Origin of the sequence: Actinophytocola sp., assembly GCF_049647105.1 — a bacterium.
In the GTDB taxonomy this organism is placed as follows: domain Bacteria; phylum Actinomycetota; class Actinomycetes; order Mycobacteriales; family Pseudonocardiaceae; genus Actinophytocola.
Genome location: NZ_JBARWZ010000261.1, coordinates 87,703 through 114,260 on the forward strand (window position 1 = coordinate 87,703; position 26,558 = coordinate 114,260).

23 protein-coding genes and 1 pseudogene are annotated in these 26,558 nt (G+C 71.2%); 12 read left to right on the plus strand and 12 right to left on the minus strand.

What is annotated here, in order from left to right; genetic code table 11:
* Positions 1-59 precede the first annotated feature (59 nt).
* Positions 60-473, plus strand: coding sequence for a VOC family protein (locus WBA97_RS31475; RefSeq protein ID WP_424234597.1), 414 nt, complete (start codon positions 60-62; stop codon positions 471-473).
* A 13-nt stretch (positions 474-486) separates the two neighbouring features.
* Here WBA97_RS31475 and WBA97_RS31480 read toward each other — a convergent pair whose 3' ends face one another.
* The 4 genes from WBA97_RS31480 to WBA97_RS31495 form a co-directional block, all read right to left on the minus strand.
* Complete coding sequence (locus WBA97_RS31480) at positions 487-1,386, minus strand: RNA polymerase sigma-70 factor (RefSeq protein WP_424234598.1); 900 nt, start codon at positions 1,384-1,386, stop codon at positions 487-489.
* A 1,040-nt stretch (positions 1,387-2,426) separates the two neighbouring features.
* The gene (locus WBA97_RS31485) at positions 2,427-2,618 is read right to left on the minus strand and encodes a hypothetical protein (RefSeq protein WP_424234599.1); all 192 of its coding nucleotides are present in this window, start codon (positions 2,616-2,618) and stop codon (positions 2,427-2,429) included.
* A gap of 99 nt (positions 2,619-2,717) precedes the next feature.
* Positions 2,718-4,430, minus strand: a complete 1,713-nt coding sequence (locus WBA97_RS31490; RefSeq protein WP_424234600.1) for a putative bifunctional diguanylate cyclase/phosphodiesterase — start codon at positions 4,428-4,430, stop codon at positions 2,718-2,720.
* A gap of 60 nt (positions 4,431-4,490) precedes the next feature.
* On the minus strand, positions 4,491-4,841 hold the full coding sequence (locus WBA97_RS31495; RefSeq protein ID WP_424234601.1) for a hypothetical protein: 351 nt from the start codon (positions 4,839-4,841) through the stop codon (positions 4,491-4,493).
* An 81-nt stretch (positions 4,842-4,922) separates the two neighbouring features.
* On the opposite strand from WBA97_RS31495, the gene WBA97_RS31500 reads away from it, so the two are divergent.
* Positions 4,923-5,702, plus strand: a complete 780-nt coding sequence (locus WBA97_RS31500) for a glycerophosphodiester phosphodiesterase (protein ID WP_424234602.1) — start codon at positions 4,923-4,925, stop codon at positions 5,700-5,702.
* 3 nt (positions 5,703-5,705) lie between these two features.
* Here the strand turns inward: WBA97_RS31500 and WBA97_RS31505 are convergent, their stop codons facing one another.
* A complete protein-coding gene (locus WBA97_RS31505; protein ID WP_424234603.1) occupies positions 5,706-6,404 on the minus strand; it encodes a DUF4367 domain-containing protein in 699 nt (232 codons plus the stop codon).
* A pseudogene (locus tag WBA97_RS31510) lies at positions 6,394-6,897 on the minus strand (RNA polymerase sigma factor); the annotation flags it as partial. The pseudogene WBA97_RS31510 and the gene WBA97_RS31505, both read right to left, overlap by 11 nt.
* A 133-nt stretch (positions 6,898-7,030) precedes the next feature.
* On the opposite strand from WBA97_RS31510, the gene WBA97_RS31515 reads away from it, so the two are divergent.
* Positions 7,031-7,702 carry a hypothetical protein gene (locus WBA97_RS31515; RefSeq protein ID WP_424234604.1) on the plus strand — a complete coding sequence of 224 codons (672 nt, stop codon included), beginning with the start codon at positions 7,031-7,033 and terminating at the stop codon, positions 7,700-7,702.
* On the opposite strand, the gene WBA97_RS31520 is transcribed toward WBA97_RS31515, so the two are convergent.
* On the minus strand, positions 7,703-8,350 hold the full coding sequence (locus tag WBA97_RS31520; protein ID WP_424234605.1) for a transglycosylase family protein: 648 nt from the start codon (positions 8,348-8,350) through the stop codon (positions 7,703-7,705). It abuts the gene before it with no gap.
* A 149-nt stretch (positions 8,351-8,499) separates the two neighbouring features.
* Between WBA97_RS31520 and WBA97_RS31525 the strand changes: the two genes are divergently transcribed.
* Positions 8,500-9,930 (plus strand): MFS transporter, encoded by a 1,431-nt coding sequence (locus tag WBA97_RS31525; protein WP_424234606.1) that lies wholly within the window; start codon positions 8,500-8,502, stop codon positions 9,928-9,930.
* Here the strand turns inward: WBA97_RS31525 and WBA97_RS31530 are convergent.
* The 4 genes from WBA97_RS31530 to WBA97_RS31545 form a co-directional block, all read right to left on the minus strand.
* Positions 9,927-11,171 carry a hypothetical protein gene (locus tag WBA97_RS31530; protein ID WP_424234607.1) on the minus strand — a complete coding sequence of 415 codons (1,245 nt, stop codon included), beginning with the start codon at positions 11,169-11,171 and terminating at the stop codon, positions 9,927-9,929. The two genes, WBA97_RS31525 and WBA97_RS31530, sit on opposite strands and share 4 nt — an antisense overlap.
* 50 nt (positions 11,172-11,221) lie before the next feature.
* Complete coding sequence (locus tag WBA97_RS31535) at positions 11,222-12,430, minus strand: TetR/AcrR family transcriptional regulator (protein WP_424234608.1); 1,209 nt, start codon at positions 12,428-12,430, stop codon at positions 11,222-11,224.
* 124 nt (positions 12,431-12,554) lie between these two features.
* Entirely contained in the window at positions 12,555-12,740 is a 186-nt protein-coding gene (locus WBA97_RS31540; RefSeq protein WP_424234609.1) for a hypothetical protein, read from the minus strand.
* Positions 12,741-12,855: 115 nt separating this feature from the next.
* The gene (locus WBA97_RS31545; RefSeq protein WP_424234610.1) at positions 12,856-13,554 is read right to left on the minus strand and encodes a hypothetical protein; all 699 of its coding nucleotides are present in this window, start codon (positions 13,552-13,554) and stop codon (positions 12,856-12,858) included.
* A gap of 321 nt (positions 13,555-13,875) precedes the next feature.
* On the opposite strand from WBA97_RS31545, the gene WBA97_RS31550 reads away from it, so the two are divergent.
* From WBA97_RS31550 to WBA97_RS31585, 8 genes are all read left to right on the plus strand, one after another.
* The gene (locus WBA97_RS31550; protein WP_424234611.1) at positions 13,876-15,126 is read left to right on the plus strand and encodes a helix-turn-helix domain-containing protein; all 1,251 of its coding nucleotides are present in this window, start codon (positions 13,876-13,878) and stop codon (positions 15,124-15,126) included.
* 106 nt (positions 15,127-15,232) lie between these two features.
* On the plus strand, positions 15,233-18,250 hold the full coding sequence (locus WBA97_RS31555) for a type 2 lanthipeptide synthetase LanM family protein (RefSeq protein ID WP_424234612.1): 3,018 nt from the start codon (positions 15,233-15,235) through the stop codon (positions 18,248-18,250).
* A 19-nt stretch (positions 18,251-18,269) separates the two neighbouring features.
* Positions 18,270-18,497, plus strand: coding sequence for a hypothetical protein (locus tag WBA97_RS31560; protein WP_424234613.1), 228 nt, complete (start codon positions 18,270-18,272; stop codon positions 18,495-18,497).
* A gap of 89 nt (positions 18,498-18,586) precedes the next feature.
* Positions 18,587-21,526 (plus strand): AAA family ATPase, encoded by a 2,940-nt coding sequence (locus WBA97_RS31565; protein ID WP_424234614.1) that lies wholly within the window; start codon positions 18,587-18,589, stop codon positions 21,524-21,526.
* Between the two features lie 69 nt (positions 21,527-21,595).
* Complete coding sequence (locus WBA97_RS31570; protein ID WP_424234615.1) at positions 21,596-22,243, plus strand: hypothetical protein; 648 nt, start codon at positions 21,596-21,598, stop codon at positions 22,241-22,243.
* 76 nt (positions 22,244-22,319) lie between these two features.
* Entirely contained in the window at positions 22,320-23,420 is a 1,101-nt protein-coding gene (locus tag WBA97_RS31575; protein ID WP_424234616.1) for a helix-turn-helix domain-containing protein, read from the plus strand.
* Between the two features lie 183 nt (positions 23,421-23,603).
* Entirely contained in the window at positions 23,604-24,224 is a 621-nt protein-coding gene (locus tag WBA97_RS31580) for a DUF47 domain-containing protein (RefSeq protein ID WP_424234617.1), read from the plus strand.
* Between the two features lie 4 nt (positions 24,225-24,228).
* Positions 24,229-25,224, plus strand: coding sequence for an anion permease (locus tag WBA97_RS31585; RefSeq protein WP_424234618.1), 996 nt, complete (start codon positions 24,229-24,231; stop codon positions 25,222-25,224).
* A 48-nt stretch (positions 25,225-25,272) separates the two neighbouring features.
* Here the strand turns inward: WBA97_RS31585 and WBA97_RS31590 are convergent, their stop codons facing one another.
* Complete coding sequence (locus WBA97_RS31590) at positions 25,273-26,430, minus strand: JmjC domain-containing protein (RefSeq protein WP_424234619.1); 1,158 nt, start codon at positions 26,428-26,430, stop codon at positions 25,273-25,275.
* Positions 26,431-26,558 lie beyond the last annotated feature (128 nt).

Sequence of the window (26,558 nt, forward strand, 5' to 3'; positions counted from 1 at the left end):
AGCACTTTGCGGAGCAGAGTGAAGTCCAGCAGAGCCCCACAGCCGAAGGGATCACCGACATGTTCCGCGGATTCGCCACCATCAGCTACTACGCCGACGACATGACCGCCGCAGAGGCCTGGTACACCGACCTGCTCGGCCTGCCGCCCTACTTCCGGCGCGACCACGACGGCGCACCCGCGTACCTCGAGTACCGGATCGGCGACCACCAGGCCGAACTCGGCCTCATCGACAGCAGGTTCGCATCACACGACGTCAGGAACGGCCCGGCGGGCGTGATCATGTACTGGCATGTCGACGACCTGAGCGGCACGCTCGCGCGCCTGCTCGCCATGGGCGCGACACAACTGGACGGCATCACCGCCCGGGGAGAAGGCTTCGAGACGGCGTCCGCGGTCGACCCCTTCGGCAACGTCATCGGGATCATGACCAACCCGCACTACCTGACGGTGCTCGCCGAACGGAGCGCCTGACCCAGCGCCCGGCTCACCGGCTCACCGCGGTCTCCCGCCCGACCCGCGACAGCTTCTCCGGGTTGCGCACGAAGTAGAGCCCGGTGACCAACGCGTCCTCGACCCGTACGGCGATGACGGCATCGATCTCCCCGGCGAGCCGCAGGAGCAGCGCCGGACAACCGTTGGCCTGCACCAGTTCGAACGACGCCTCGGCCGTACCGAGCCGCTCCACACCGACACCGAGCAGGCGCACCACCTTGTCCCTTCCCACGACAGGCCGGGGGAGCGCCTGCTTGATCCCGCCGCCGTCGGTCAGCACGACCACGTCCGGCGCGAGGATGTCGACCAGGCCCTGCAGGTCGCCGGTCTCGACGGCCCGCTGGAACGCGGCCAGCGCGGTCCGGGTCTCGGCGGGGGAGACCACGTCACGCGGCCGCCGCGCGGCGACGTGGTCCCGTGCCCGGTGGGCGATCTGGCGGACGGCGGCGGGGCTCTTGCCGACGGCCTCCGCGATCTCGTCGTACCCGACGTCGAACACCTCACGCAGCACGAAGACCGCCCGCTCGGTCGGCCCCAGTGTTTCGAGGACCAACAGCATCGCCATCGAGACACTGTCGGCCAGCGCCACGTCCTCGGCCACGTCCGGCGCGGTCAGCAACGGCTCCGGCAGCCACGGTCCGACATACGACTCCTTGCGCCTGCCCAGCGTCCGCAGCCGGGTGAGCGCCAGGCGGGTGGTGATCCGGACCAGATAGGCACGCCGCTCGCGCACCGTGTCGAGGTCGACGCCCACCCAGCGCAGCCACGTCTCCTGCAGGACGTCCTCCGCGTCCGCCGCCGAACCGAGCATCTCGTAGGCGACGGTGAAGAGCAGGTTGCGGTGCGCGACGAAGGTCTCGGTGGCGGGGTCCGCGATCGGCGACGTGGACATGGGCGGTACCTGTCTCCTCGGGCTCGGCTGTGTCGCCCACAAGACGCCGGTCCCTGGCGTTCTGTGACACCGGCCTTCGTGGCGTGTGCCACTGGAGGAGCGTACTGGCGGGGGTCAGGAGACGGGGTCGGCACACCACTTACTTAACATAATGTAGATTATCGAACTTTTTCGAACTATCGAACTTATGGAGGGGTGGGAACCGAATACGCCAGAAACGGGCCGTAGTGTAGCTCGGGTGCTGGTCAGAGCCGGTCTGGGATGAGGGTGGCACCACTGGTCCCGAGTTCTCGGACTGCGGTGTTGCCGAGGCCGCGCCCTTACCGACCGAGTCCACGGTCGGCCGACGTATCGACGCCGTGCCGACCGCGGCGGTCGTCTTCAACTCCTGTGCGAACGAGCGCAGCAAAACGCAACGGTCTCATGGTTATACGATGAACTGGTCAGCGGTCTGTGTTGGTCTCCCAGACGGTAAAACCGGCGAAATCTCGGATGTAGACGTTCCACGGTATTCGTCGTCAGCGCCGCCAGCCGAAGCGGTGACCGCGCGCGCACCTACACCATCGCGCGCGACACCGGCCCCGCCCCGCCAAGGACCCCGCGCACCTCGCCCACCCGTCCGACGCGCTCAGGAGCGCCCTTCCCGACCCGGCTGTACATCCGCAGGTAGAACAACCGAGCCCCGGGCACCGTCCGGGACCAGCGCCTCACCGCAGCAGGTTCTCCGCTTGCGTCGCAGTCACCCGTAAGAACTGCTCTGACCAGCACCTGAGCTACACCGCGGCCCGTTTCTGGCGTATTCGGTTCCCACCCCTATGGGACAACCGTGTGAGCGGCCGACTTGGTGCCGTTGGCAGAACCTGGCGAGGAGAAATCTCAGGAGGATGCTTCTGAGGGAACTTTCACTGCCCTGGGCGGGAACACGTTCCCGTGGTCGCGGCCGAGCGGCGGGGTACCCGCTCAAGCTATCTCCCCCGTCCCTCCCCTGACCTCAGTCACTTTTCGTCACGTGACGATATTGAGGTCAGGGTAGGACGCGACTAGGCAGCCGTCGTCATCGCCACTTCGACGAGTACCCGCTCGACCCTGGCGATCAGCGAGGCCCGGCGCAGACACCACACCCGGAACGCGCGCCGGTCTCCGTTGTCCAGCGCGGCGTCGATCTGGGCATCGGTATTGACGATACAGATTTGCAGGCCGCTGATCTCCGCCGTGGAGTTCGACTTGGACATTGCGCACCACCGCCCACCAAAGGGTTTTCCCCGACCCGACCAGGTCGTCCTTCATGTGTACAGCGGCCCGCTTGAACCACGGTTGAGTACGTCAAGTCCTCACGTGGAGTTCTGCGCGTCCAATGACATCGCCTCGCCCGCGTCTTCCGCGTTCGGCATGAGGCGGGGCGAGCGCATCCATGTGCCGTGCGGGCGCGCGAGCAGATCGCTGAGCGGCTCGGGCTTGCCGAGGTGGAAGCCTTGTGCCACCCGGACTCCGAGCCGCGCCAGCGCGTCGACCTGGGTCGCGCGTTCGACCCACTCGGCGACGACGGACACGCCGAGGCCGCGGGCGATGTCGACGATTCCCTGTACCAGCACGGTGTCCCGGCTGCCGTAGTCGATGCCGCGGACGAACTCGCCGTCGATCTTGACGCCGGTGATCGGCAGTTGCTTGAGGTGCACGAACGAGCCGAAGCCCGCGCCGAAGTCGTCGAGGGAGATGCGGCAGCCGCTGGCGCGCAGTTGCTGGGCGAGGCTGCGTGCGGCGGCGAGGTTGGTGACGGCGGCGGTCTCGGTGATCTCGAACCCGAGCCTGCCGGGTGCCACGCCCGCGGCGGCGAGGCGGTCGAGTACGTAATCGCCGAAGTCCTCGTCCTCCAGCGTGCGGCCGGAGACGTTGACGTTGAACCGCAGGCCCGGGTACGGGTGTGCGACGAGCGCGTCGATGGCGGTGCCCGCGACCCAGCGGTCGATTTCGAGGACGAGTCCGCTGCGTTCCGCGGCGGGCAGGAACTCCCCCGGGCCGAGCCTTGGCTGGCGGCCGTCCTCCATACGCAGCAGGAGCTCGTGGCCGACGACGCGGTTGCTGCCGAGCTTGACCATCGGCATGGCGTGCAGTTCGAGGCCCCCGTTGGTGAGGGCGTTGCGGAGCCGGTCGAGGACGGTGACGCGCATGGCGGTGTCGGCGTAGTGGCCCTGCTCGTACACGGTCACGCGGTTGCGGCCGCCGTCCTTGGACGCGTACAGGGCGAGGTCGGCGTTGGCGAGGACGTCCTGCCAGCTCTCCCCCGACTGGAATCCCGCGACGCCCGCGCTGACGGTGATGCGGGTGGTGCCGACGCCGCCGGTGACGGGGATGGTGGCGACGGCGTTGCGGAGCCGGTCTGCGACGCGGACGGCGGTGGCCTCGTCGGTGTCCTCTAGGACGACGGCGAACTCGTCGCCGCCGAGCCTGCCGAGGATGTGGCCCGCGCCGAGGCGGTCCCGCAGGACGTTCGCGAGCGTGCACATGACCCGGTCCCCCGCCGGGTGGCCGCGGAGGTCGTTGATGTCCTTGAAGTTGTCGAGGTCGAGCAGCAGGAGGGCGCCGTCGCCGCCGAGGGCGAGCTGGCGTTCCAGTTCCCTCGTGAGGGCGCGCCGGTTGAGCAGGCCGGTGAGGGGGTCCTCGTCGGCCATTCGGATGAGCGCCTTCTGCCATTCGTCGCGTTCTGCCGGTTCGACGTCACTTTCGCGCCAACGGCTCACATCACTAACCCGATAGAGGTAACCGTCGTTGAGCTGAGTGCAGCGGACCTCGAGCCAGCGATGCTGATCGGTGCCCGTTCGGAGGGACACGACGACGCTGTCGGCGCTGTCGCGCTCGCCGGGACCGTCGGGTGCGCCAACCAGAAGGGCGGGCAGGGAACGGCCGACGCACTGCTCCGGTGTGAGGGCGAGCAGTTCGGCCATGACGCGGTTCAACCAGCGCACACAGCATCGTGTGTCGGTCACGGCGAACGCCGTGTCAGCGGCGTCCAGCACCTCACTCAGTGAGGTGCCGTCGGTGTCCATCCGCGTGCCTCGCGTCGTTGATCGGGCAATTGCGCACGAAGCGTAGTCGACTGAGTGGGTTTAGCGCAGCCGCTCAAGGCCATGAGCGTTTTCGACGACCGCCGCGGCGAGGTTCTTGAGTTCGAGCGGTCCCGCGCCGTCGTCGGCGGCGGTGGCCACGTCCTCGGCGGCGCAGCGGAGCTGGAAGAGCCGGTCCTGGAGGTCGGCGAGCTCGGCCGAGGACAGGACGACCGCGTCCTCCGGCAAGCCGCCGCGCTGGACCGCGGAGCGGCGTTCGTATGCGCGCTGACGGCAGGACTGGGAGCAGTACCTGCGTGGACGGCCGACCTTGCCGTCCTCCGGTAACCGCAGACCGCACCAGCCGCAGTGCCGGACGTCGGCGCGGGACTTGAGTCGTTCTGGAGCGATCACCTGTCGAACCTCACGAGTCTGACGCTAGCTGGCCACTGCCCGTGCACCGGCGAGCCACGCCGCTGAGGCACACTCCACAGTGTGCATGACCACGCTTTTCTCGCCGGGCCGCACCCGCGTGCGTTCGTCCACCGGGGCTGGCACTACGACGACCTCGACGGTATGGAGAACTCGCTGTCCGCGTTCCGGCGGGCGATGAGCGAGGGCTACCAGTACCTGGAGACCGACGTCCACGCGACGTCCGACGGGGTGGTCGTGGTGCACCACGACGCGGTGCTCGACCGCACCACCGACATGTCCGGTCCGATCGCGCGGCAGTCGTGGCAGGCGGTGCGTGCCGCGAAGATCGGCGGGCGGGAACCGGTGAGCAGGTTGGAGGACCTGCTCGAGGAACTGCCGGACGCGTTGCTGAACATCGACGTGAAGGCGTCGCCTGCGATCCAGCCGCTGGTCGACACGCTGCGCAGGACGAACGCGTTCGGCCGGGTGTGTGTCGCGTCGTTCTCCGAGGCCAGGTTGGAGCGGGTGCGGCGCAGCGCGGGTGACGGGCTGCTGACGTCGATGGGCACGAGGGCGATCGCGCGGCTGTGGGCGGCGGGCAGGCTGCCCGCGTTCGTGCGGGACAGGCGTGGGCACCAGCGGATCGCGCAGGTGCCGGTGCGGCAGGGCCGGGTGACGGTCGTGGACAAGCGGCTGATCGCGGCCGCGCGGCGGCGTGGCGTCGAGGTGCATGTGTGGACCATCGACGAGCCGGACCAGATGCACGAGCTGATCGACCTCGGCGTGGACGGGATCATGACCGACAGGCCGGGGGTGCTGCGGGACGTGCTGCGGGCACGGGGGGCATGGCCCTCGGCGTGACGGCTACCGGATGGACTCGGCGATCGCGATCGCCTCTCGTTCGGTGAGGTCGCCCTCCACGCGGTAGGTGACGCCGTCGGCCTCCCAGATCAGGGTGGTGCCTGCCAGGCGGGCGGTCTCCTCGCGCAGGTTGCCGTCGCGGTCGGTGTAGAGGACCGGGTGGGGGCGGTCGACCCAGACCGCGGGGCCGCCGTCGACGGTCACGTGGTGGATGTCCTCGGCCGTGGTGAACTTGGTGAACATCTGATCGAGGCCGCCGTCGAACTGGTCGACGCGGACGGCGCCGAACGCCATGGTCACGACGCGGTCGCCGTCGATCAGGCGGACCGCGCCCGGCGGGCCGAGACCGGTTGGCACGCGCAGCGGGAAGTCGACGGCGGCCCTCGCCTCGGCGAGGGTGACGTCCCGCTCCCCCGGCAGCGGCGGGTCAAGGGACGGGGTGACGGGCGCGGGGGCGTTCTGTAGCTCCACGCCGCCGATGCGCAGGAAGTCGAGGACGGCGGCGCGGACCGCCGGGGAGACGACCATGGCCGTGGCGAGCGCGACCAGTGCGGCCACGGCGGCGGCGAGCAGTCGGCGCGGGAGCGTGCTGGGCGCGGGCCGGTCGAGGCGGGCCAGCACCCGGTCGGTCATCGGGGGCGGGTCGGGCACGTCCAGCCGGGCGCCGAGTGAGCGCAGGGCGGCTTCGAGGTCATCGGCCACGTGTCACCTCCTGCGCCAGGTGCGATGGCAGTGCGCGGCGCAGCTTCTCCAGCGCGCGGGACAGCCGGGACTTCACCGAGCCGCGTGGCCAGCCCAGCACCTGCGCGGTCTCGGCCTCGGACAGGTCGAGGAAGTAGCGGCAGGTGAGGACGAGCCGGTCGCGCTGGGGCATGGCGTTGACGGCGGTGAGGAGGAAGGCGTGGGTGTCGGCGGCGACGGCGGACTGCTCGGGTGAGGCCGGGTCGGCGGTGTCGGGCCGCAGCGCCATCCGCAGTTCGAGGGTGGTGCGGCGGCGGAAGGAGCGGCGCAGGTTGTGGGTCTCGTTGGCGACGATCCGCAGCAGCCATGGCCGGAACGCGGCATCCGCGCGGAACGAGCCGAGCGCGCGGTAGCCCTTCACGAACGCCTCCTGCACCACGTCCTCGGCCTCGTGGCCGGCGCCGAGCAGGTAGGCGGTCCGGTGCGCGAGCGCGCTGTACCGGGCGACCAGGTACGCATACGCCTCCTGGTCACCATTCCGTGCTCGCGCTACTGCCTCGTCCTCTTCCGTCTCGTGCTCCTCGACCGGTCTCGTGTCAGGTGGTACACCGCCGGAACCGGATGGGTTCCACCGGTGTAGTCATGGCATGAGAACGCGGCGATTCCTCGTGGTGACGTTGACGGTGCTGGCGACCGGGCTCCTCGCGGCCGCACCGGCGCAGGCGGGTGCGTGGGAGGAGACCCTGCTCGATCCGCCGCCCGCGCGGGTCGAGGCCGGCGTGACCTACACGTTCGGCTACTGGATCCTCCAGCACGGGTCGTATCCGTTCCAGGGTGGCGATCTGGGGCCGACCGCGCTGCTGGCGACCGACGAGAAGGGCACCGTGGTCGACTTTCCCGGCACGGCGGGCGCGACCGACGGCCACTATTCGGCGGAGGTGGTGTTCCCGCACGATGGCCGGTGGACCATCGGGTCCCAGCACGACGTGATCATGCCGGACGCGCTGGTGGCGACGGTGACGGTCCCGGGCGAGGTGGCGATCGCGCCGAGCATGATGACCGAGCGGGCGGACCACGAGTGGGGTCCGGTGCGGCCGTCGTTCCCGCCGTCGGCACCGGACGCGAACATGGGCGCACCGCAGGAGGCTGTGCCCGGCGCACCGAAGGCGTTGATCGATCCCGGCCAGGTGGCGCCGCGCAGCCGGCAGACGGCGGTACCTGACGAATCGGATGCCGCGCCGTGGTTGTTCCTCGCGGGCGGGGTCGTGGTGGCCGGGCTCGCGGGGTTGCTCGTCCGCCGGTACCGGCGGACCGCCTGATCAGCGTCTGGGTGGCTGGCCCCGCCACGCGGCGGTCCAGGTCTTCGGGCCGAGCAGCCCGGAGTCCTTGATGCCGTTCGCGCGCTGCAGTGCAAATACGGCTGTACGGGTTTCGTCGCGGTAGCAGCCGGTGCCCTGGAAGTCGTAGCCGAAGGCGTTCATCCGGAGCTGGAAGGTACGCAGGGCGCGGTGGCAGTCGCCGTACTGGAAGACCTTGCCCGGCCACGGCGGCATCCATGCCGCCGGGGGTGGCGCGGAGCTACCGCCCATGTAGGCGGACTCGGCGTAGCTGGGGACACGTTTGCTGCGTGCGTGGCCGTCTTCGCGGAGACCGAGCTTGCGGGCGCAGGTCCATGGCTGCCATCCGCGCATCCGGTACAGGTAGAGCGCGCGGTAGTCCTGTTCGGCGGGGGTGGCCCGGTGCGGGAGGCCGGTGCCGCCGACGCTGCGCCAGGTGGGCAGGTCGAACTGGTAGGCGCCGTGGTGTTTGCCGCTCGCGGAGACGATGTTGTAGCGGCCGCCCGACTCGCACAGCCGCAGGCGGGCCCAGTCGCCGCCGGGTGGATCGGCCACGGCGGTGGTCTGCGCGAGGCCGATGAGGAGTCCGGTCGCCAGGAAGGTGCTCAGGACGATCTGCCTACCGCTCATGCAAGGACCGTACGTCTGAGTCACAGATGCCACAACCGCACCATCAGTCACACCTGTCACGGCACTGTTTTGTATCAGCTGTCCCAAGTGGATCACCCTTGCCACCTGTCCCTGTAGGGTCCGCGTGCCAACCCTCGGACGGAGGTTCAATGAGCGTGGTGGATGGCAGCCCCGAGACGGTGCCCAGCGCCCCCGACCGCAAGCGTGAGCAGGGCGGTTGGGTCTGGTACGACTGGGCGAACTCGGTGTTCCCGACGTCGGTCATCACCGTCTTCGGGTCGCTGTACCTGACCGCCATCGCGGCGGACGCGGCCATCGCGGACAAGGCCACCAACGGCCCGAACCCGTGCCCGTCCGACGGTGACGGCGGCACCAACAAGCTCGTGAACTGCCAGATCTCCGTGTTCGGCCTCGACTTCCAGGCCGGTTCGCTGTGGGGCTACCTGCTCGCCGCCGCCACGCTCATCCAGGTGCTGATCGTGCCGCTGTTCGGCGCGATCGCCGACCGCACGCAGAACAAGAAGCGGATGCTCGCGTTCTCCGCGTTCGGCGGTGCGATCGCGACGGCGCTGATGGCTCTGGTGAGCGGCACGAACTGGCAGCTCGGGGTCTTCCTGTTCATCCTCGGCAACATCGGCTACGGCACGTCGGTGGTGATCTACTACTCGTTCATCCCGGAGATCGCGACCGCCGACGAACGGGACGGACTGTCCACTCGCGGCTGGGCGTTCGGGTACCTGGGCAGCGGGCTGGCGCTGCTGGTGCAGCTCGTGGTGTACCTGGCGCACGACTCGCTGGGGCTGTCCGAGGGCGGCGCGGCGCAGGTCGCGTTCCTGCTGTCGGGCATCTGGTGGGCGGCGTTCACGCTGATCCCGTTGCGGCGGTTGAAGGACCACCAGCGTCCGCACGGTTCGGAGCACGGCGCGGGCGGGGTGATGATCGGCGGGTTACGCGAGCTGAAGAACACGGTGAAGCTGGCGCGGGCGTACCCGCTGACGCTGGCCTTCCTCGGCACGTACCTGATCTACACCGACGGCATCGCGACCGTCGCGAACGTGTCGGCGCAGTACGGGTCGGAGGAGCTGAACTTCGACCAGACCGTGCTCATCTCGACCATCCTCATCGTGCAGTTCGTGGCGTTCGTCGGCGGCGTGCTGCACGGCGTCGTGGCCCGGCGCGTCGGCGCGAAGCGAACGATCATGATGAGCCTGACGGTGTGGCTGCTCGTGATCGCGGCCGCGTACTTCGTGCAGGCCGGGCAGGCACTGCAGTTCTACCTGCTGGCGGCCGGGATCGGGTTGGTGCTGGGCGGCACGAACGCCTTGTCGCGGTCGCTGTTCAGCCAGATGGTGCCGCCGGGCAAGGAGGCGCAGTACTTCTCGATCTACGAGATCGGTGAGCGCGCCACGTCGTGGATGGGGCCGCTGCTGTTCGCCGCGGTCGCCGGTTCGACGGGCTCGTACCGGCCGGCGATCATCTCGCTGGTGGTCTTCTTCTTCGTCGGCCTGGTGCTGATGTTCTTCGTCCCGGTACGCAAGGCCATCCGCGCGGTGGGCAACCCGGAGCCGTCGCTCCTCTAGCCCTTTCCCATTGTCGCGGCGTGGCGGGCCGCGATCGGGTCGCGCAGGCGCAGTGTCGAGCCGTCGGTGAAGTCGACGCGCAGCCACGGTTTCGGCGGCAGGCTCCGGCCCGCCAGCTCGGCGGTGACCCTGCGGACGCGGGCCGCCGGCACGTCCAGCACCGAGGTGACCGGCCGCGTGGGGTCCGGCGGATCGGTCAGCGACGCGGTCGCCACGATCAGGGTCAGCCGGTCGCGGGTCAGCACCAGCCGGGCGGCACCCGCGGTGTGGGCGAGCAGGTCGGCGACCGCCACGGCGTCGCGGTCGGCGCGGTCCGCCTGCGCCCAGTAGGCGATCGTCGGGTCGTCGAGCCAGCCGTCCGGTCCCTGCGAGGTCACGGCGGGCAGCGGCCAGCGCGCCGGTGGCAGGTTCAGCCCGGGCATCCGGCCAAGCGGGGTGTGCGGCACCCGCAGTTCACGGCCGAGCTGGGCGCCAACGTACCCGGCGTTCGCCGTGGCCGCCACCAGGATCTCCGCACCCGGCAGCAGAACGGTGGCCTGCTCGAGTGCCTCCCGCGCGAGCTTCGCGGCCCAGTCGCCGCGGGCACCGGGCCGTAGCGGCGGTGCGCCGTTGGTGAGACCGAGGGCGTATTCGCACTCGTCGCGGTCGGTCATGCCGACCAGGAAGTCCAGGCCAGAGCCGTCGACCAGCCGGAGCCGCAGCACGGGCGCCGCCGCGCGCTCCGCCACCTCGAATCCGGCGATCTGCCCGCAGCGGATCTCGGCCAGCGGCTCCATCTTCGGTGGCGCGACCGGCTCGCCCTCGACGTTGCCCAAGCCCCACAGCTTGCGCCGGTCGGCGACGCGCTCGGCGAGGTCCTTGCCGAGCGCCATGATGCCGCTGCCCACCCGTGCCGCCCTGGCGAGGAACCCACCGGGTTCAGTACGGGTGTACAGAGCGAGCCGCTGGCGGGTCAGCACGTACAGGCGGTGGGGCCCGCCGGACAATGACGACACGGTACGCACGTATCGGTGCGCGAGGCAGTCCAGCGCCTTGCCCCACACAATCAAGTCAGCTGACTTGTCATCGTCGTGGTGGTGAAGGCCGGGGAGGTCGAACAGGTGCTTGTCGGCGTACGCGGCCCATACCGGACCGCCCTCCCCCGGCTGGTCCATGAGCGACCGCGCGACCGTCGCCGGACCGAGCGGGTCGGCGAGGAACTCGGTCGCATCCGCCCTTACCGCACCGATCGACACTCGCACGCGATCATCCTAAGAGGGTGCGCGAATAGGGCGGCGGACATCCACCGACCCTATTCGCGCACCCTCTTAGCAGCGAAGCGGCGGAGGATTCCATCCACGACGATCTCCAGCCCCAGCGTCGAGAGACCGGACCGCGCGGGCAGCACCGGCAGGTCCGCCGCCGCGGCCGCGCGGTTGGCGAACGTGTCACGGTCGAACGTGTCGTACCGGCCGAGCACCGTGCCGTAGACGTGCTCCCACAGGATCCGCGACGCGTCAGGGATGTCCGCCTCCGGTAGGCCTGCGGCGCGGAACGCGTCGAACAGCCGCCGCACGAGCGGCACCACCCGAGGGCCGGCCAGCCCGTCGATGGTGACCGCGAGGACCGACCATGGATCGGCCGCCAGCACCTCGTGCATGGCGGAGATGAGGGCGAGGATCTCGGCACGTGGGTTGGCCGAGGGCTCGGGCTCCACCATGTCCGCCGCGACCGCGTCGAGCATCGCGACCACGACACCGTCGCGGTCGCCGATCGCCTGCCGCAGCGCGGCCATCGTGGTCCCCAGTTCCTCGGCGACCACCCCGATGGTCACCGCGTGGAGGCCGTCGCGGCGCGCGATCTCCCGCCCGGCCGCGGCGATCGCGTCCCGGTCCGGCACCACCGACGGCGTGGCAGGGACGGGCTTGTCGCACGGCACGCCGGCCACCGGCTGACCGAGCCTGCTGGCGAGGCCGTCGAGCATGATCGCGAGCTTGTCATCGAGCCAGCCACGCCGCTCGAACCGCGACGCCTCCTGACTCTCGTACAGCTCGCGCAGGCTGCGCCTGCCGCGCGAGGTGTCGAAGACCCGGCTCATCCGGCGCACGCCGATCTCCGCCGCGACCGTGAGGTCCGTGGTGAAGTCCACGGCGATCACGGCGTCGCGGGCGCTGAGCCCCTCCGCCCGCAGCCGCACCACGTACTGGTCCGCGATCCCGAGTGCCTTGCCTGGCATGCTCGGGACCACCTGCGAGGTCTCCGCCATGCCAGGGTGCTGCTCGAGGAAGCGCCACACCGCGTCGGCGAACGAGACCATGACCTCCCGCCACCCCAGGTCGGTGCCCGGCCAGTCGAACTCGCGCAGCGCGAGGTCCAGGGCCGCGACCAGCAGGTCGTCCCGGTCGCGCACGTACCGGTACAGGGTGGAGTGGCTGACGCCCAGCCGCCGGGCGACGGCGGGCATCGACAGGTTCGGCAAGCCCTCCGCCAGAGCGGCCCGCGCCACGTCGTCCCTGGTCAAGGAGGGAGGCCGACCGGGACGGCGAGGCCCCCGGGACTCCATGTTCACCGCCGTACAGTACCCAGCCTGCAGGCGTTCCATGCCAGGTCGTGGTCGCCGCCAAGGGCGACCGCCACCGACACCGTCAATTCGGGAGAGGCGAGCCGGCCACCAGCTCGGTCCACGTCTCCTTCGTACCCCGGCCGACCCTCAGCAGCACCAGGTCGCCGGGCATCACCGAACCCGCTCGCAGTTCACGCCGCAGCATCGGCCACACCTCGACCGCGACCGGACCGCAGAACACGTGCTGCACGCGCGCCAGCACCTGCAACGGCGGTGACCCCGCACCTTGGCAAGTCACTCGTACCGGATCGACGTCCGCGTGGCGGCGTGGTGCGGGAACCGCCGGCGCGGCAAGGGCTCTGCGGTCGTCCATAGCACTCCTGTCAGGCCCCGACCCAGGTGTTCGCCACCAGCTCGGCGACGAACAACGCACGGACCGGGTGGTCACTGAGTTCACCCCGCGGCTCGAACAGCTTCGCGACCTGCCAGTCCAGCCGGGTGAGCCGGTGGTGCACGTCGATGACGGCCGTGCGGGTCGGCCGCTGCGCGGCGACCTCCAGGTACCCGCGCAGCGACGCCAGTGCCGCGAGCACGTCGGTGATCGCGCCGAGTGTGAGCCGGTGATGGAGCAGCGGCCGGCCGCTGGTGAGCGGCCGAGGCCCGGTCGGAACCGGACCGGCGTCGACCCCGGCCGGGGTCGCCGCGCCAGCCCGGCCCGGTTCGAACAGACCTCGCCCCAGCGCCTGGTCGAGCAGCTTTCGAGCCAGCCCGATCCGCACCGCGGCCAGCCGCAGCCCGACCACCTCCGGATGATCACCCGCGTGCCGCAGCGGCGCCAGCCCCGCCGGCAGCCGCACGTCGAGGATCGCAACCCCTTCGGAGGTGGCCATGTGGTGCTCGAGGACCGTCGCGCCCTCGTGCACTCGTTGTGTGGGGACCGCCGCCCACCCCGCGTGGGCGACGGCCATCAGATCCGCGTCGTCCAGGTCGGCCAGTGCGCGCGTGAGTCCCGCGGACAGGCCGGACGTGTAGCCGACCGACTCGAAGTCGGTGACGTCCAGCCACGCGAACACACTGGTCAACTCGGAGTCCTTCCCGAAACGTCGTAGCGGTGGCGGCACGACTGCCGTGAGGGGGCCGGCCGGAGTCGTACCGCCACCGCGCAAGAGGCCGTCGTACCGGCGCTCCCGCCATGACGAAACCCGATCAAGGGCGGCCGGACCAGGCACTTCCACCGGCACAATCACCGGCACAATCAGCGCTGCGTCCCGGCGCGCGCACGCGCAGTGAGAACGCGGGCTGCCAGCACAAATGTGGGTGACGATCACCCATGCGCCACCCGGGGTGGGTAGGCGACGGTGGACCGGTCCACCGTTCCCGCCGTCCCGTGAGGAGGTCCCGTCATGGCAGCGCGCCCCGCGTTCGGCACGGCCCTGCGGGCCTACCGGGCCGGTGCCGGCCTCACTCAGGAGGACCTGGCCGAACGGTCGGGACTGTCGGTCCGCGCCATCCGCAACCTCGAGAACGGCCGTACCGAACGCCCGCAACGGCAGACGGTTCCGCTGCTCGGGCTGGCCCTGCGGCTGCGCGAATCCGACTACGCGGTGCTGCTCGCCGCGGCCGGACGAGGCGAGGCTGAGCCGTCGGCGGTGTCGACGGTTCGATCCGGCGGCCGGTGCGAGCTGCCGCCGGACGTGCCGGAGCTGTGCGGCCGGGACCTGCCGGTCGCCACGCTCACCGGCGCCATGACCGCACCGGGGCCGAGATCGGTGCTGGTCAGCGGTGGCCCAGGGGTGGGGCGGACCGCGGTGGCGGTGCACGTGGCGCACCGGCTGCGGGACCGGTTCCCCGACGGCCAGCTGTACGCCGACCTCGACCAGCCCGACCGCACACCGATGTCCGTCGACGCGGTGCTCCTGCGGCTGCTGCGGTCCCTCGACGTCACCGACCCGCCGGAGACCAGGGAGGAACGGGCCGCGCTGGTTCGGGCGGAGCTGGCGGCGCGACAGGTGCTCGTGGTGCTCGAGAACGTGGCGCACGAGGCGCAGGTGCGGCCGCTGCTGACCGGCGCGTCACCGAGCGCGGTGCTGATGACCAGCCGCCGTGAGCTGCTCGCACTGCCCGGCGTCCAGACCGTGCGGCTCGACCCGCTGGGCGCGGACTGTGCCCGGCAGATCCTCGTCCGTCTGGTCGGGGACCGTGTCCGGGCCGAACCCGCCGCCGCGCGGGCGATCGTCGACGCCTGTGCCCGGCTGCCGGTCGCACTGCACATCGCCGGTTCCTGGCTCGCGGCGCGGCCGCACCGCCTGCTCGCCGACCTGTCCGCCCTGCTCACCGACGACGATCTCGTGCTCGACCGGCTCACGGTCGCCGACCTGTCGGTCCGCGCGTGCATCGCCACGCACGTCGCCACGCTGCGCCCCGACGAGCAGCGGTTGCTGCACCAGCTGGCCCACCTCGACACCGACACGATGAGCGCGGCCGACCTGTGTCACCCGCTCGCCACCGCGGAACCCGCACTGCGTGACGGGCTCGACGCGCTCGCACACGCGCACCTGCTCACCCCGGCCGGTCCGGGGTATCGGATGAATCCGCTGGTGAGGCGGTACGCGCAAGAGGAAGCCGGCCTGCCCCGGCTGAGGGCGGCGCGATGATGTGATACGGCTGCGAAAAAACTCGAACACAGATGGCGCCGTGCGCGGGGAATATGCGTAGTTTCCACCCATGACCCCGCGCTCACGGGCTGGCACCGTCCTGTCCATGACCGAGACGGGTCCGGCCGGCGCGTTCGCCGCAGCCTGGTGGGCACCCGCCCTGGCGTTGGCGGAGCGGCCTGCGCCGGTGAGAGGTGCGGTGCCGAGCATCGAGGCACGGGCCAGGGTCGCCCGCTGGCGCGCGGGCTTCGGTTCGGGCAACCGGTTCGACCAGCGGCTCGCGGCCGACGGCCTCGACGAGGTCGCGCTGCTGGGCCTGCTCACCGAGACCCCGGCCGCGCTCGCCGGGCGTGTGCCCCGGCCCGGCTGGGCCGACACCGCCGAACGCGCGGTCCGCGCCGCGATGGCCCACCACGTCGACACAGACGACTGGCGAACCGCGCTCGCCGCCGTACTGCGTCCCTTCGTCACCGGCGCCACCGATGATCTCACCGACCGGATCGCCGCGTACGCCCACCAGATCGACCTCGCCCCGCTCGTCACCGCGTTCGCCGAGCGGCTGTCCCGCCTCCTGGTGTCCGTCGCGACCAGGACCTTCGCCCACGAGCTGAACACCGCCGTGGCCGAGGGCCGGGTCTCGGGTTTCGCGGAGTTCGCGACCCGGCTGACCGAGCCCGCGCGGTTCGCGGCGCTGCTCACCACGTACCCGGTGCTGGCCAGGCTGCTCGGGCAGGCCAGCACCCTCCAGACCGACGCCTTCGCAGAACTGCTCACCCGGTTCGCGGCCGACCGGGCCCGGATCATCACCACGCTGCTCGGCGCCGCCGACCCCGGCCCGCTGACCGAGGTCCGGGCTGGCCTCGGCGACACGCACCGGCGCGGCCGGTCGGTCGCGGTCCTGTCCTTCGCCGACGGCAGCCGGGTCGTCTACAAGCCACGCGACCTCGGCGCGCACGAACGCTTCGGCGCCGCCGCGGCTTGGCTTGGTGAGGTGGTGGGTGACCTCGACCTGCGCACCGCGGCCGCGGTGGCGCGCGACGGGTACGGCTGGGTCGAGTTCGTGCCGTCCCGGCCGCTGCCGGACCTCGCCGCCGCCGACCGGTTCTACCGGCGCCAGGGCGCGCTGCTGGTCCTGCTGCACGCGCTGCACGCGGCGGACATGCACTTCGAGAACGTGATCGCCTGCGGCGAGCAGCCCGTGCTGGTGGACACCGAGGCACTGTTCCACCCCGCACTCGCCGCACCGGCCGACGGCGTCGACCCGGCGGGCCGCATGCTGGCGGAGTCCGTGCAGCGCACCGGGCTCCTCCCGGTCGTCGTCGCTGGCGAGGGCGGCGCGGCGGACGTGTCGGCGCTCGGCGGGACGACCATGACCGACGTCGTGACCGACTGGGCACCCGACGAACGCGGCGCGCTGCGGGAGCTGCGGCGCACGGTCACCCACACCGGCGCTGGCAACCTGCCCCGGTTCGACGGCCGGAACGGGGCCGTCGCCGACGTGGCCGACCACGACAAGGCACTGCTGGACGGGTTCCGCACCGCCTACGACGCGATCATCCGGCACCGCGCCGAGTTCACCGACCTGCTCGACGAGTGCGCGGACGACGAGGTGCGGGTCGCGGTCCGGCACTCCCGCGGGTACGCCCGCCTGCTCGCCGAGTCCACCCGGCCCGAGCTGCTCCACGACGGGCTGACCAGGGACAACGCGCTCGACGTGCTGTGGGTCGAGTCGGCGGAGGACCCGCTGCGGTGGCGGGTGTGCCGCCATGAGCTGGCCGACCTGTGGGCACTGGACGTGCCCATGTTCACCGCGCGTCCCGGGTCAGCCGACCTGTGGAGCGGTGCGGGGCACCGGTTGCCCGGTGTGCTGGAGCGGCCCGGTCTCGCGAGTGCGCTCGCGAAGGTCAACGCGATGAGCGAGGTCGACCTTCGCGACCAGGAGTGGATCATCGCGGCCGCGCTCGCGACCCGCGTGCCCGCCGGGCCGCACCGCAGCGTCGAACCCGTCCCCGGCCACCTCGCGGGCACCGCCGCCCCGCCAGAGCGGCTGCTCGTGTCCGCGTGCGCGCTCGCCGACCGGATCGTCGCCCGGACCCACGCCGCCGGTGACCGCGTCAACTGGCTCGGCCTCGAACTCGTCGACGACCAGCGGTGGCTGGTCCTGCCGATGGGCGCGAGCCTCGGCAACGGCTACCTCGGTGTCGCGTTGTTCCTCGCCCAGGTCGCGGAGGTGTCCGGGGTGCCCCGTTACGCCGACGCGGCCCGCCGGGCACTTGGCGGCCTGCCGAGACTGTTCGACCTGATGCGTGCCAGGCCCGACCTGGTCGGCAGCATCGGCTGCGGCGGGTTCCACGGGTTCGGCGGCATCGCCTACGGCCTGTCCCGGCTCACCACGCTGCTCGGCGACGACGGTCTGCGCGACGCCACCCGCACGGCGGTCGAGCTGGCCGCGGCCGCCGCGAAGGCACCCGGTCCGGCCGGGGTCGCGAGCGGTGGCGCGGGCTGCCTCGCCGCCATGACCGCCGTGCACGCCGAACTGGGCCTGCGTGAAGCCGCCGACCTGGCCAAGGAGTGCGCGGACGGGCTCGCCGAGCTGGTCCGCCGCACCGGCGGGCAGTGCGGGCAGCCGACGGGACCATCCGGGTTCGCCGGCGGCGCCGCAGGCATCGCCTGGGCACTGGCACCCCACGCGCCGGAGGCCGCCGCGCTCGCCGCCGCACACGCCCGCGCCGACGACGGTGACCTCGGGTGGTGCACCGGCGCCGCGGGCCTGGCCATCGCGGGCGGCGCGGGCGGCCAGCTCGACGAACTGCTCGCCGACCGGCCCGTGCTGCGCGACCTCAGCCTGTGCCACGGCGAACTCGGTATCGCGGAAGCCCTCGCCGGCGATCACACAGAGCGGGCGGCGGTGACCCGCCGCAGGCGTGCGGGGCTGATCCTCGACGCCTACACGCAGTACGGCCCGACGTGCGGCACTCCGGACGACGTGCCGACCCCCGGCCTGCTCAACGGTGTCGCCGGGATCGGCTACGGGCTGCTCCGTCTCGGCTACGCGGAGCGGGTTCCGTCCGTTCTGCTGCTCGAACCATCACGACCAACCGACCACGTCCGACACCCCCACTGAAGAGAAACAGGAGCACACTGTGTCCGAGGACCTGTTCAGCACCGACGCAACCGCCGACGCCGAAGCCACCGCGAAGGGCGGCTACCCGACACCGCTGCTGCGTTTCATGCCGGCCATCAACTTCGGGGTGCGTGCGGCCGCGCTCGCCGGCCTGGCGGTGTCGGCGGGCGCGATCGCCATCGGGCTCGCGGGCGCGTTCGACGATGTCACCGCGGCCGCGAACACCACGTGCTGCAAACCTGACTGACGCGGGTAAACGTGGTGCGAACCGGATGAGATCGTCCGATTCGCACCACTCTGGATCAGGCGGAGGGCACCTCGGTAGTCTCGGCAATCGTGCGGAACCGCTCGTCAACCGTGGTGGGCCGCGACCAGGAGCTCCGCACCGTCGAGAACGCCCTGACCGCGGCGGCCTCGGGGCGGGGCGGCGCGGTCTTTCTCGTCGGCGAAAGCGGCATCGGGAAGTCACGACTCGCCGCCGCGGCCGCTGACCAGGCCTTCCAGGCCGACATGGTGCTGATGCGTGGTCGCGGCAGCGCCATCGGCCCCATGGTGCCCTTCCGCTCCCTCACCGAGGCGCTGCTGTCGCTGCTGCGTGCCGGTGAGCCCCTCGACATCGCGGCACTCGGCCCGTACCGGCCGGTGCTGGCGCGGCTCATCCCCGACTGGGGTACCCCGGCCGCGCAGCAGCAGGACGGGTCGCTCGTCATCCTGGCCGAGGCGGTCCTGCGGCTCACCGGTCTCGCCGGGAAGGACCGCGGTTGCCTCCTTTCCCTCGACGATCTGCAGGACGCCGACGCCGAGAGCCTCGCGGTCGTCGAGTACCTGATCGACAACCTCGACCACCAGCCCACCCTGCTGCTCGGCGCCATCCGCAACGAGCCATGTCCCGCGCTCGACCTCGCCCGCTCCGCGGCCCGCCGCGGCACCGCGGTGGTCGTCGAGCTGGACCGGCTGAACCGCGCCGGACTGCGTGCTCTCGTCGGCGCGTGCCTGTCGGTGCAGGCGGCGAACGTGCCGCAGCAGGCGGTGGACCTCCTGTGGGCGGGTAGCGCGGGCAACCCGTTCCTGATCGAGGAGTTGCTCGGCGGCATCATCGACGGTGGCCTGCTCGTGCAGGCGGGCACCGGCTGGCGCATGGCCGACCCGCCGCCCGATGACGTGCCCGCGACGTTCGCGAGGACCGTCGCCCGCCGCGTCGAGGCGCTCGGGCCCGCCGTGGCGCGGCTCCTGTCGGTGGCGGCGGTGGTCGGCAGGCGGTTCCCCGTCGCCGTCGCCCAGGCCGTGACCGGGCTGCCGGACCGCGAGCTGCTCTCGCACCTGCACGGCGAGTCCGGCGCGCAGCTCGTGCAGCCCGACGACCAGCTGCCCGACTGGTACACCTTCCAGCACCAGCTCATCCGCGAAGCGCTGCTGACCCTGCTGCCCCCTGGCGAACGGGCCCGGCTCGCCGAACAGGTCGCCGACGCGCTCGAAACCGTCTACCCGGGCCTGCCAGGCGAGTGGTGCCAGACCGCCGCGACATTGCGGCTCGACGCGGGCAACACCACCGTCGCGGGCCGCCTGTTCGCCGAGGCGGGCCGCCGCGCGATCACCCAGGGCGCCGCGAACTCGGCGGTCGGGCTGCTCGACCGCGCGTGGGAACTGCTCGCCGGGGACGAGGAACGGGCCGACACGCTCGAACACCTCGTCTACGCGCTCGCCGAGGCCGGGCTCACCGAACGGGCGCTCGCGTCGGTCGGGACCCTCGACCAGGTCGGCGGCCTCGACCCGCGCCGCAGGGCCCGCCTGCACACCCGGCTCGCGTGGGCCGCGCAGGTCGCGGGCCCCGGCCCGAACAGCCTCGCGCAGATCAACGCCGCCAGGACCCTGCTCGGCCCGGACGCCGACGAGGCGGACACCGCGCCGATCGACATCGTCGAAGCACACCTCGTGCTCGACGTGCCAGGACAGGGACAGCTGGAGAAGGCGGAAAGGCTCGCGCGCCGGGCGGCGGAGGTCGCCGACCGGGTGCCGCTGCCCGCGGTCGCGTGCCAGGCGTGGCAGTTGCTCGGGGCCCTGCAACGGTCGAAGGACCCGGCCGCGGCGACCGCGTGCCTGGAACGGGCCCGGTCCACCGCGGTCCGCCACGACCTGCCGATCTGGGAGATCCACGCGCTGGTGCGCCTCGGCAACGACGACGCACTGCGCGACGGCTACCTCGACCGGCTCGAACAGGCCCGCACCCAGGCCACGCTCGTCGGCGCGGTCACCGCCCGCTGCCAGGCCGAGCAGAGCATCGCGCTGTACACGATCCTCGAAGGCGACTTCGCGGCCGCCGAGGCGCTGGTCGACCAGGTGTTCGCGGCGTCGAGCAGGCTCAAGCTCGTCGAGAACGTGCACTACGTGCTGGTGGTGCGGGCGATCCTCGCCGGGCACCGGGGACGCCGCAAGGAGATGGACGAGGCGCTCGCGACGTTCCGGCGGTGGGAGGGCGACACCCAGCCGCTGTACGCACCCCGCATGTACGGGCTCGCGCGGGCGTTCTGCGCACTGCTGGAGGAGAACCGGCCACGTGCGGTCGAGGAGCAGGCGTACTCGCTGCAGGCCGAGGACGCCACGCCGACCGTGTACCACCTCGGTGGCCGGTACGGCCTGAACCTGTTGCTGGGCGCGGTGACCGGCACGATCACGCGGGACGAGTTCGACGCCGTCGCGTCCTCGCCCGCGGCCGGGTTCCGGTGGGACCGGATGTTCGCGCGGTTCGGGCACGCGATCCTCGCCGGCCGCGCCGGTGCCGTGGCCGAGGCGGACACGGCGGTCGCCGACGCACTCACCGCGGGCACCCCGTACCCGATGGGCAGGCACCTGGGACTGCGGCTGGTCGCCGAGTGCGCGCTGACCGACGGGTGGGGCACCCCGGTCGAATGGCTGCGTGCCGCCGAGGACTACTTCCACTCCACCGACATCCCGGCCGTCGCGAGCGCGTGCCGCGCGTTGCTGCGCAACAGCGGTGTGCGGGTCGGGCAGCGGCGGACCGGGCTCGCGGAGATGCCGTCGGTGCTGCGGTCGGCCGGCCTGACCGTCCGCGAGTACGAGGTGCTGCGCCTGCTCGCCGACCGGCTCGGCAACCGCGAGATCGCCACCCGGCTGCACCTGTCGCCGCGCACGGTCGAGAAACACGTGTCGAGCCTGATCACCAAGACCGGCCTGCCCAACCGCATCGCGCTGTCCGAGTACGCGGTAAGCACCAGCCCGCCTCCCCGTGACACGCCGTCGGCAAATACCGGGCGATGACCGGATCGTGCGTGAGAATCAAGTGACACGACTCGAAACGCGAGTGGCGGATCAAGTAGGGGGACCCGCGTGGACCGGCTGGCTCAGCTGATCAAACCCGTTCCGCTGCCCACGTTCTCCTCGGCCATCTGCGAGTGGCTGCAGGACGCGCACGATGCCGCCGCGGACCTCCAGCGGGTCCGGCTGAGCGGGCCACGCGGCAACTGGAACAACCCCACCAGCTTCGGCATGGACCGCTACCAGTACCTCGTCAAGACGGCCGGATCGCTCACGGCCACGCTGCCGGAACTCCAGGTCGAGTCCGCGTTCCAGACGGTCGCGCTGAAGCTCCCGAAGGTCGGCATCTACCAGATGCAGGTGCACGGCGGGCCAACCGGATCCATCGCGGACGCGAGTGATCTCCGCAGGGAACTGTTGAACAGCCGCGATCACCAGGCCCTGTTCAGCAGGCCCGACGCGCTGTTCGGGGACCGCCACCGGCTCACCCTCCTCTGGACGGGTAGCGAGAAGGACGGCCTCACCGGTGCGTGGATCGGCGAAGGGGAGCTCGTCGAGAACCGCATCGACTGGTTCTGGCGGGAAAGCCTGCACGACGTCACCGGGGCGGTGGGCATTCCGCGCCAGACCGGGCCGCTCGACCCGACGATCTTCGAACTGTCCGAGCCGACGCTGCCGCTGCGTCCACGTGACTCGGACGAGGGTCGCCAGTCCGGCTGACCCGGGTCGTCCCACTCTCCGTACATGGACCACCATGCACGGCAACAGATCCACGCGTTCTTGAAGGAGTAGTCCCGTGCACCCGGATGCCTTCGCCGTCGCGCAGGCATTCGCTCCAGCCCGCCTCACGATGGCCCGCGAGCTGGCAGGCCTGCGCAAGCGGGACCTCGCAGAGGCCATCGACCGCACCGCGGCCGCCGTGTCCCAGTACGAGCTGGGCCAGGCCCGGCCCAGCGGCGAGACACTGGCACGCTGCGCCATGGCACTCGACGTGCCCGTCTCCTTCTTCGTCGCGGGCCGCCCGCAGCTGCGTCTCGACACCGCGGGCGCGCACTTCCGGTCCCTGCGCACCACCACCGCGCACCAGCGGCAGCAGGCACTCGCGCACGTCGAACTGCTGTGGGAGCTGATCGACCAGCTCGACAACGTCCTCGAACTGCCGCCGCTCGACCTCGGCCTCCCGCTCGGGGCGCGGCCCGGCGAACCGGCGGCCACCGCGAACCTGATCCGCACGGCGTGGGGCATCCCCTCGGGTCCGGTCGTGCACCTGGTCCGCACACTCGAAACCCGAGGCCTCGTGCTCACCCAGCTCCCCGGCGTGGACGCAGAGACCATCGACGCGTTCTCCGCCGCACTGCACGGCAGGCCGATGATCGTGTTGTCCCGCAAGGGAAACCCGATGCGGCAGCGGTTCTCCGTCGCCCACGAGCTCGGCCACCTGCTGCTCCACCCCGACCCGGCACCCGGCGACGGCAGGCACGAGCGCGAGGCCAACACGTTCGCCGCCGAACTGCTCATGCCCGCCGACGAGATCCGCGACCGCCTGCCGACCCCGGTCGACATCACCGACCTCAAGGAGACCGCCGACGGCTACGGCGTGTCGGTCGCCGCGCTCGCCTACCGAGGCAAGGACCTCGGTGTGTACAGCGAGTCGACCCTGCGCCGCGTCATGGCGACGCTCACGAAGCTCGGCTGGCGCACCGGGGAACCCGTCGGGTCCCGCTATCCCGGCGAGCGCCCTGAGCTGCTCATTCGCGCCGCCGAACTCGCGCAGCGCCACGGCCTGCCGCTGCCACTGCTCGCGGACCGCCTGCACCTGCCGCTCCCCCGGCTCCGCGACCTGCTCGGCATGCCGGACCCGAGACCGCGGCTGCGGCTCATCCACGGGGACGGATGACAAGAGGGTGCGCGAACAGGGTCGGTGGATGGCCGCCTCGGCGCGGTGGGCGCCGCCATGCCCTGTTCGCGCACCCTCTAAGTCCCTTTTGCCTGGGTACCGCCGATCGTCGGTGGTACCCCCCGCCACCAGCCATTAACGACCCGTTAATACTCTGGCCATGATCGCGGAGAGGAGGGGTCGATGCGGCTGCGACTGAAGCCACGGGACAACAGGTTCTTCGACCTGTTCAGCGTCGCAGGTGCGAACATCGCCACGGCGACAACGGTGCTGCGCGAGTTCGTCACCGTGCCCACCGAGGAGCGCGACGAGCTGGCCAAGAAGATGCGCGCGGCCGAGCACGCCGGCGACGACGCGACCCACGCGATCATCGAGCAGCTGGACCGGTCGTTCATCACGCCGTTCGACCGCGAGGACATCTACCGGCTCGCCGTCCGGCTCGACGACGTCGTCGACTACATGGACGCGGCCGTCGACCTCACCACCCTGTACAACCCGGAGGCGTTACCCGACAACGTGCGCCTGCAGGTCGAGGTGCTCGACAAGTGCGCGAAGCTGACCACGGCCGCCATGCCGCGACTCGCCACGTTACGCAACCTCACCGACTTCTGGGTGCAGATCAACGAGCTGGAGAACGAGGCCGACCAGATCTACCGGCGCCTGCTGCAGTTCTTGTTCAACGGCAGCCACGACCCGCTCACTGTGATGAAGCTCAAGGAGATCGTCGATCAGCTCGAGTTCGCGGCTGACGCGTTCGAGCACGTCGCCGACGTGGTCCACAGCATCGCGGTGAAAGAGTCCTGACACAGTGGACTGGGACTGGATCGCGCTGATCCTCGTCATCGTGCTGGTGACGGGCTTCGACTACACCAACGGCTTCCACGACGCGGCCAACGCGATCGCGACCGCGGTGTCCACCAGAGCGCTGTCGCTGCGGGGCGCACTCGGACTGGCCGCGATCATGAACCTGATCGGCGCGCTCGCGGGCACCGGGGTCGCCGTCACCGTCGCCAAGGGCATCATCGACACCCCGCACTCCTCACACGGCATGGCCGTCATCGGCGCCGCACTCGTCGGCGCCATCCTGTGGAACGTCACCACCTGGTACTTCGGACTGCCGTCCTCGTCGTCGCACGCGCTGATCGGCGGGATGGTCGGCGCCGCTCTCGCGTCCGCCACGACCGTGCACTGGGGTGGGGTGCTGACCAAGGTCGTGATCCCGATGATCCTCTCGCCGCTCGTCGGGTTGACGCTGGGCTATCTCGTGATGATCGGCCTGATGTGGGCGTTCCACCGCGCGAACCCGCACCGCGCGGGCAGGCTGCTGCGCCGGGCCCAGATCGTCTCGGCCTCCAGCCTCGCGCTGGGCCACGGCCTGCAGGACGCGCAGAAGAGCATGGGTGTCATCGTCCTCGCCCTCGTCGTGACCGGTCACCAGGACGACTACCACGTCCCGTTCTGGGTGATCCTGCTGTGCGCGACCGCGCTCGCGGCAGGCACGTGGTCCGGCGGGCTGCGGATCATGCGGACGCTCGGCAGGCGGATCTTCCACCTCACCCCCGCACACGGGTTCGCCGCCGAGATCTCCGCGTCGTCGGTCCTGTACATGACGGCCTTCGTGTTCGCCGCGCCCGTGTCCACCACCCACGTGGTCACCTCGGCGGTCATGGGAGTCGGCGCGACCCAGCGCCGCAAGGCGGTCCGCTGGTCGGTGGCCGGAGACATCGCGATCGGCTGGGTGCTGACGTTCCCGGGCGCCGCCTCCGTCGCCGCGCTCACGTTCGGGTTGCTGAGCCTGTTCTGAGACCGAAGTGCTCGTGGATCAGCTCAGGCTGGGTGTGGGTGTGGCCGCTCAGGTGATCGCACACGTCGAGACGGTCATGTCGGCATAGCCCGCCGCGAGCGCGGGTGTGGTTTCGGTGCACAGACCTGCGGTGATCAGCGCCTCGGCCAGGGGTGCGGCGTCGATTCCGGTGCGGGCACTGACGTCGGCGATGGCGGCGGGTTGCCCGCTCAAGAACAGCCGCAACACGGGCAGGGCGTCCGCCGGGACTGTGATCTTCTTCCCTACTGCCGTGATGATGACCGTGTCGTCGCGGACGGCCAGATCTGGTGCGAAGTCGGTGACGCACACGACCGTCTCCAGCGGGCCGAAGACGCCGAACGTCGTGCTGTGGCGGCCCGGAACATGTTCGCGGCGGCGAGCTGTCAGGTAGTCGGTCGGGCTGTGCGTGCGCAGCAGCGCGGCGGCGGCCTGCGCGAATTCCTGGTGCTGGTCTTGTTGCCGTACGGGGTCGGCGTGCTGGTCCAGGTCGTGGCGGAACGTGGCGTTGGCGCGGGCCTGGTCGGCGACCCATTCCAGCCAGTCGACGCCGGTGCGTTGAGTGAGGCCGAAGGTGGCGTGGAGGCTGTGCCCGTCGCCGCTGCCGGTCCGGGTGGCCTGGTGCCACCACCCTCGGGGGATGTGCATGACGTCCCCGGCGCGCATCGTGCCAGCCCACACGATCTCGGTGCTGGGCTCGGTATTCGGTTCGGCGTCGCGGTCCATCGGCGCGGCACGAGAGGGGCCTCGAACCTCCCAGCTTTTCTCCCCGGCGAGCTGCACGCAGACCACGTCGTGCGAATCCCAGTGGATTCCCCAGCCGCTCGCGGCTTGGGTGGTGAGGTAGGCGTTCACGCGTGCGTGTTCCCCTGTCCACCAGGCCAGGGCTCGGCAGGCGACTTCCAGGGTGGCGTCGAGTGGGCCGAGGTCGTCGCAGACCAGCGTGGCCCCCTGCTTCAGGAGATGCCCGATCCTAGGCATGTTCGCCATCGAGACACGGTGTCCCCGGCTGGTGGGCGCCATGGTCAGGTAGTCGCGGGGGTGCAGGTCGCCACCGCCTTGTAGACAGCGCAGTTGCGGGTAGGTCAGGCTGCGCCGGGCGATGATGTCCAGCAACGTGGCCGGGTTGAGCAGCCGCACACACAGGTCGGGGTCGGGCAGTGTGCCGATGGCGAAAGCGGTGCCCACCAGCGCGGGACCGCTCCAGCCCAGGGCGTGCTCGATTCCGTGAACAAGCTGGTGGTCCACGGGACTTCCTTCCCTGACGAGATGGTGGTGGATGTGGGCACGTCGTGGCGGCACCAGGAGATGTGCGT

What these genes read in the sequence shown, in the direction of transcription:
- WBA97_RS31525 (WP_424234606.1), top strand. Translation starts at nt 8,500, where the DNA reads ATGAGCGTGGTGGATGGCAGCCCCGAGACGGTGCCCAGCGCCCCCGAC.
- WBA97_RS31515 (WP_424234604.1), top strand. Translation starts at nt 7,031, where the DNA reads ATGAGAACGCGGCGATTCCTCGTGGTGACGTTGACGGTGCTGGCGACC.
- WBA97_RS31490 (WP_424234600.1), bottom strand. Translation starts at nt 4,430, where the DNA reads ATGGACACCGACGGCACCTCACTGAGTGAGGTGCTGGACGCCGCTGAC.
- WBA97_RS31480 (WP_424234598.1), bottom strand. Translation starts at nt 1,386, where the DNA reads ATGTCCACGTCGCCGATCGCGGACCCCGCCACCGAGACCTTCGTCGCG.
- WBA97_RS31475 (WP_424234597.1), top strand. Translation starts at nt 60, where the DNA reads ATGTTCCGCGGATTCGCCACCATCAGCTACTACGCCGACGACATGACC.
- WBA97_RS31485 (WP_424234599.1), bottom strand. Translation starts at nt 2,618, where the DNA reads ATGTCCAAGTCGAACTCCACGGCGGAGATCAGCGGCCTGCAAATCTGT.
- WBA97_RS31580 (WP_424234617.1), top strand. Translation starts at nt 23,604, where the DNA reads ATGCGGCTGCGACTGAAGCCACGGGACAACAGGTTCTTCGACCTGTTC.
- WBA97_RS31520 (WP_424234605.1), bottom strand. Translation starts at nt 8,350, where the DNA reads ATGAGCGGTAGGCAGATCGTCCTGAGCACCTTCCTGGCGACCGGACTC.
- WBA97_RS31550 (WP_424234611.1), top strand. Translation starts at nt 13,876, where the DNA reads ATGGCAGCGCGCCCCGCGTTCGGCACGGCCCTGCGGGCCTACCGGGCC.
- WBA97_RS31555 (WP_424234612.1), top strand. Translation starts at nt 15,233, where the DNA reads ATGACCGAGACGGGTCCGGCCGGCGCGTTCGCCGCAGCCTGGTGGGCA.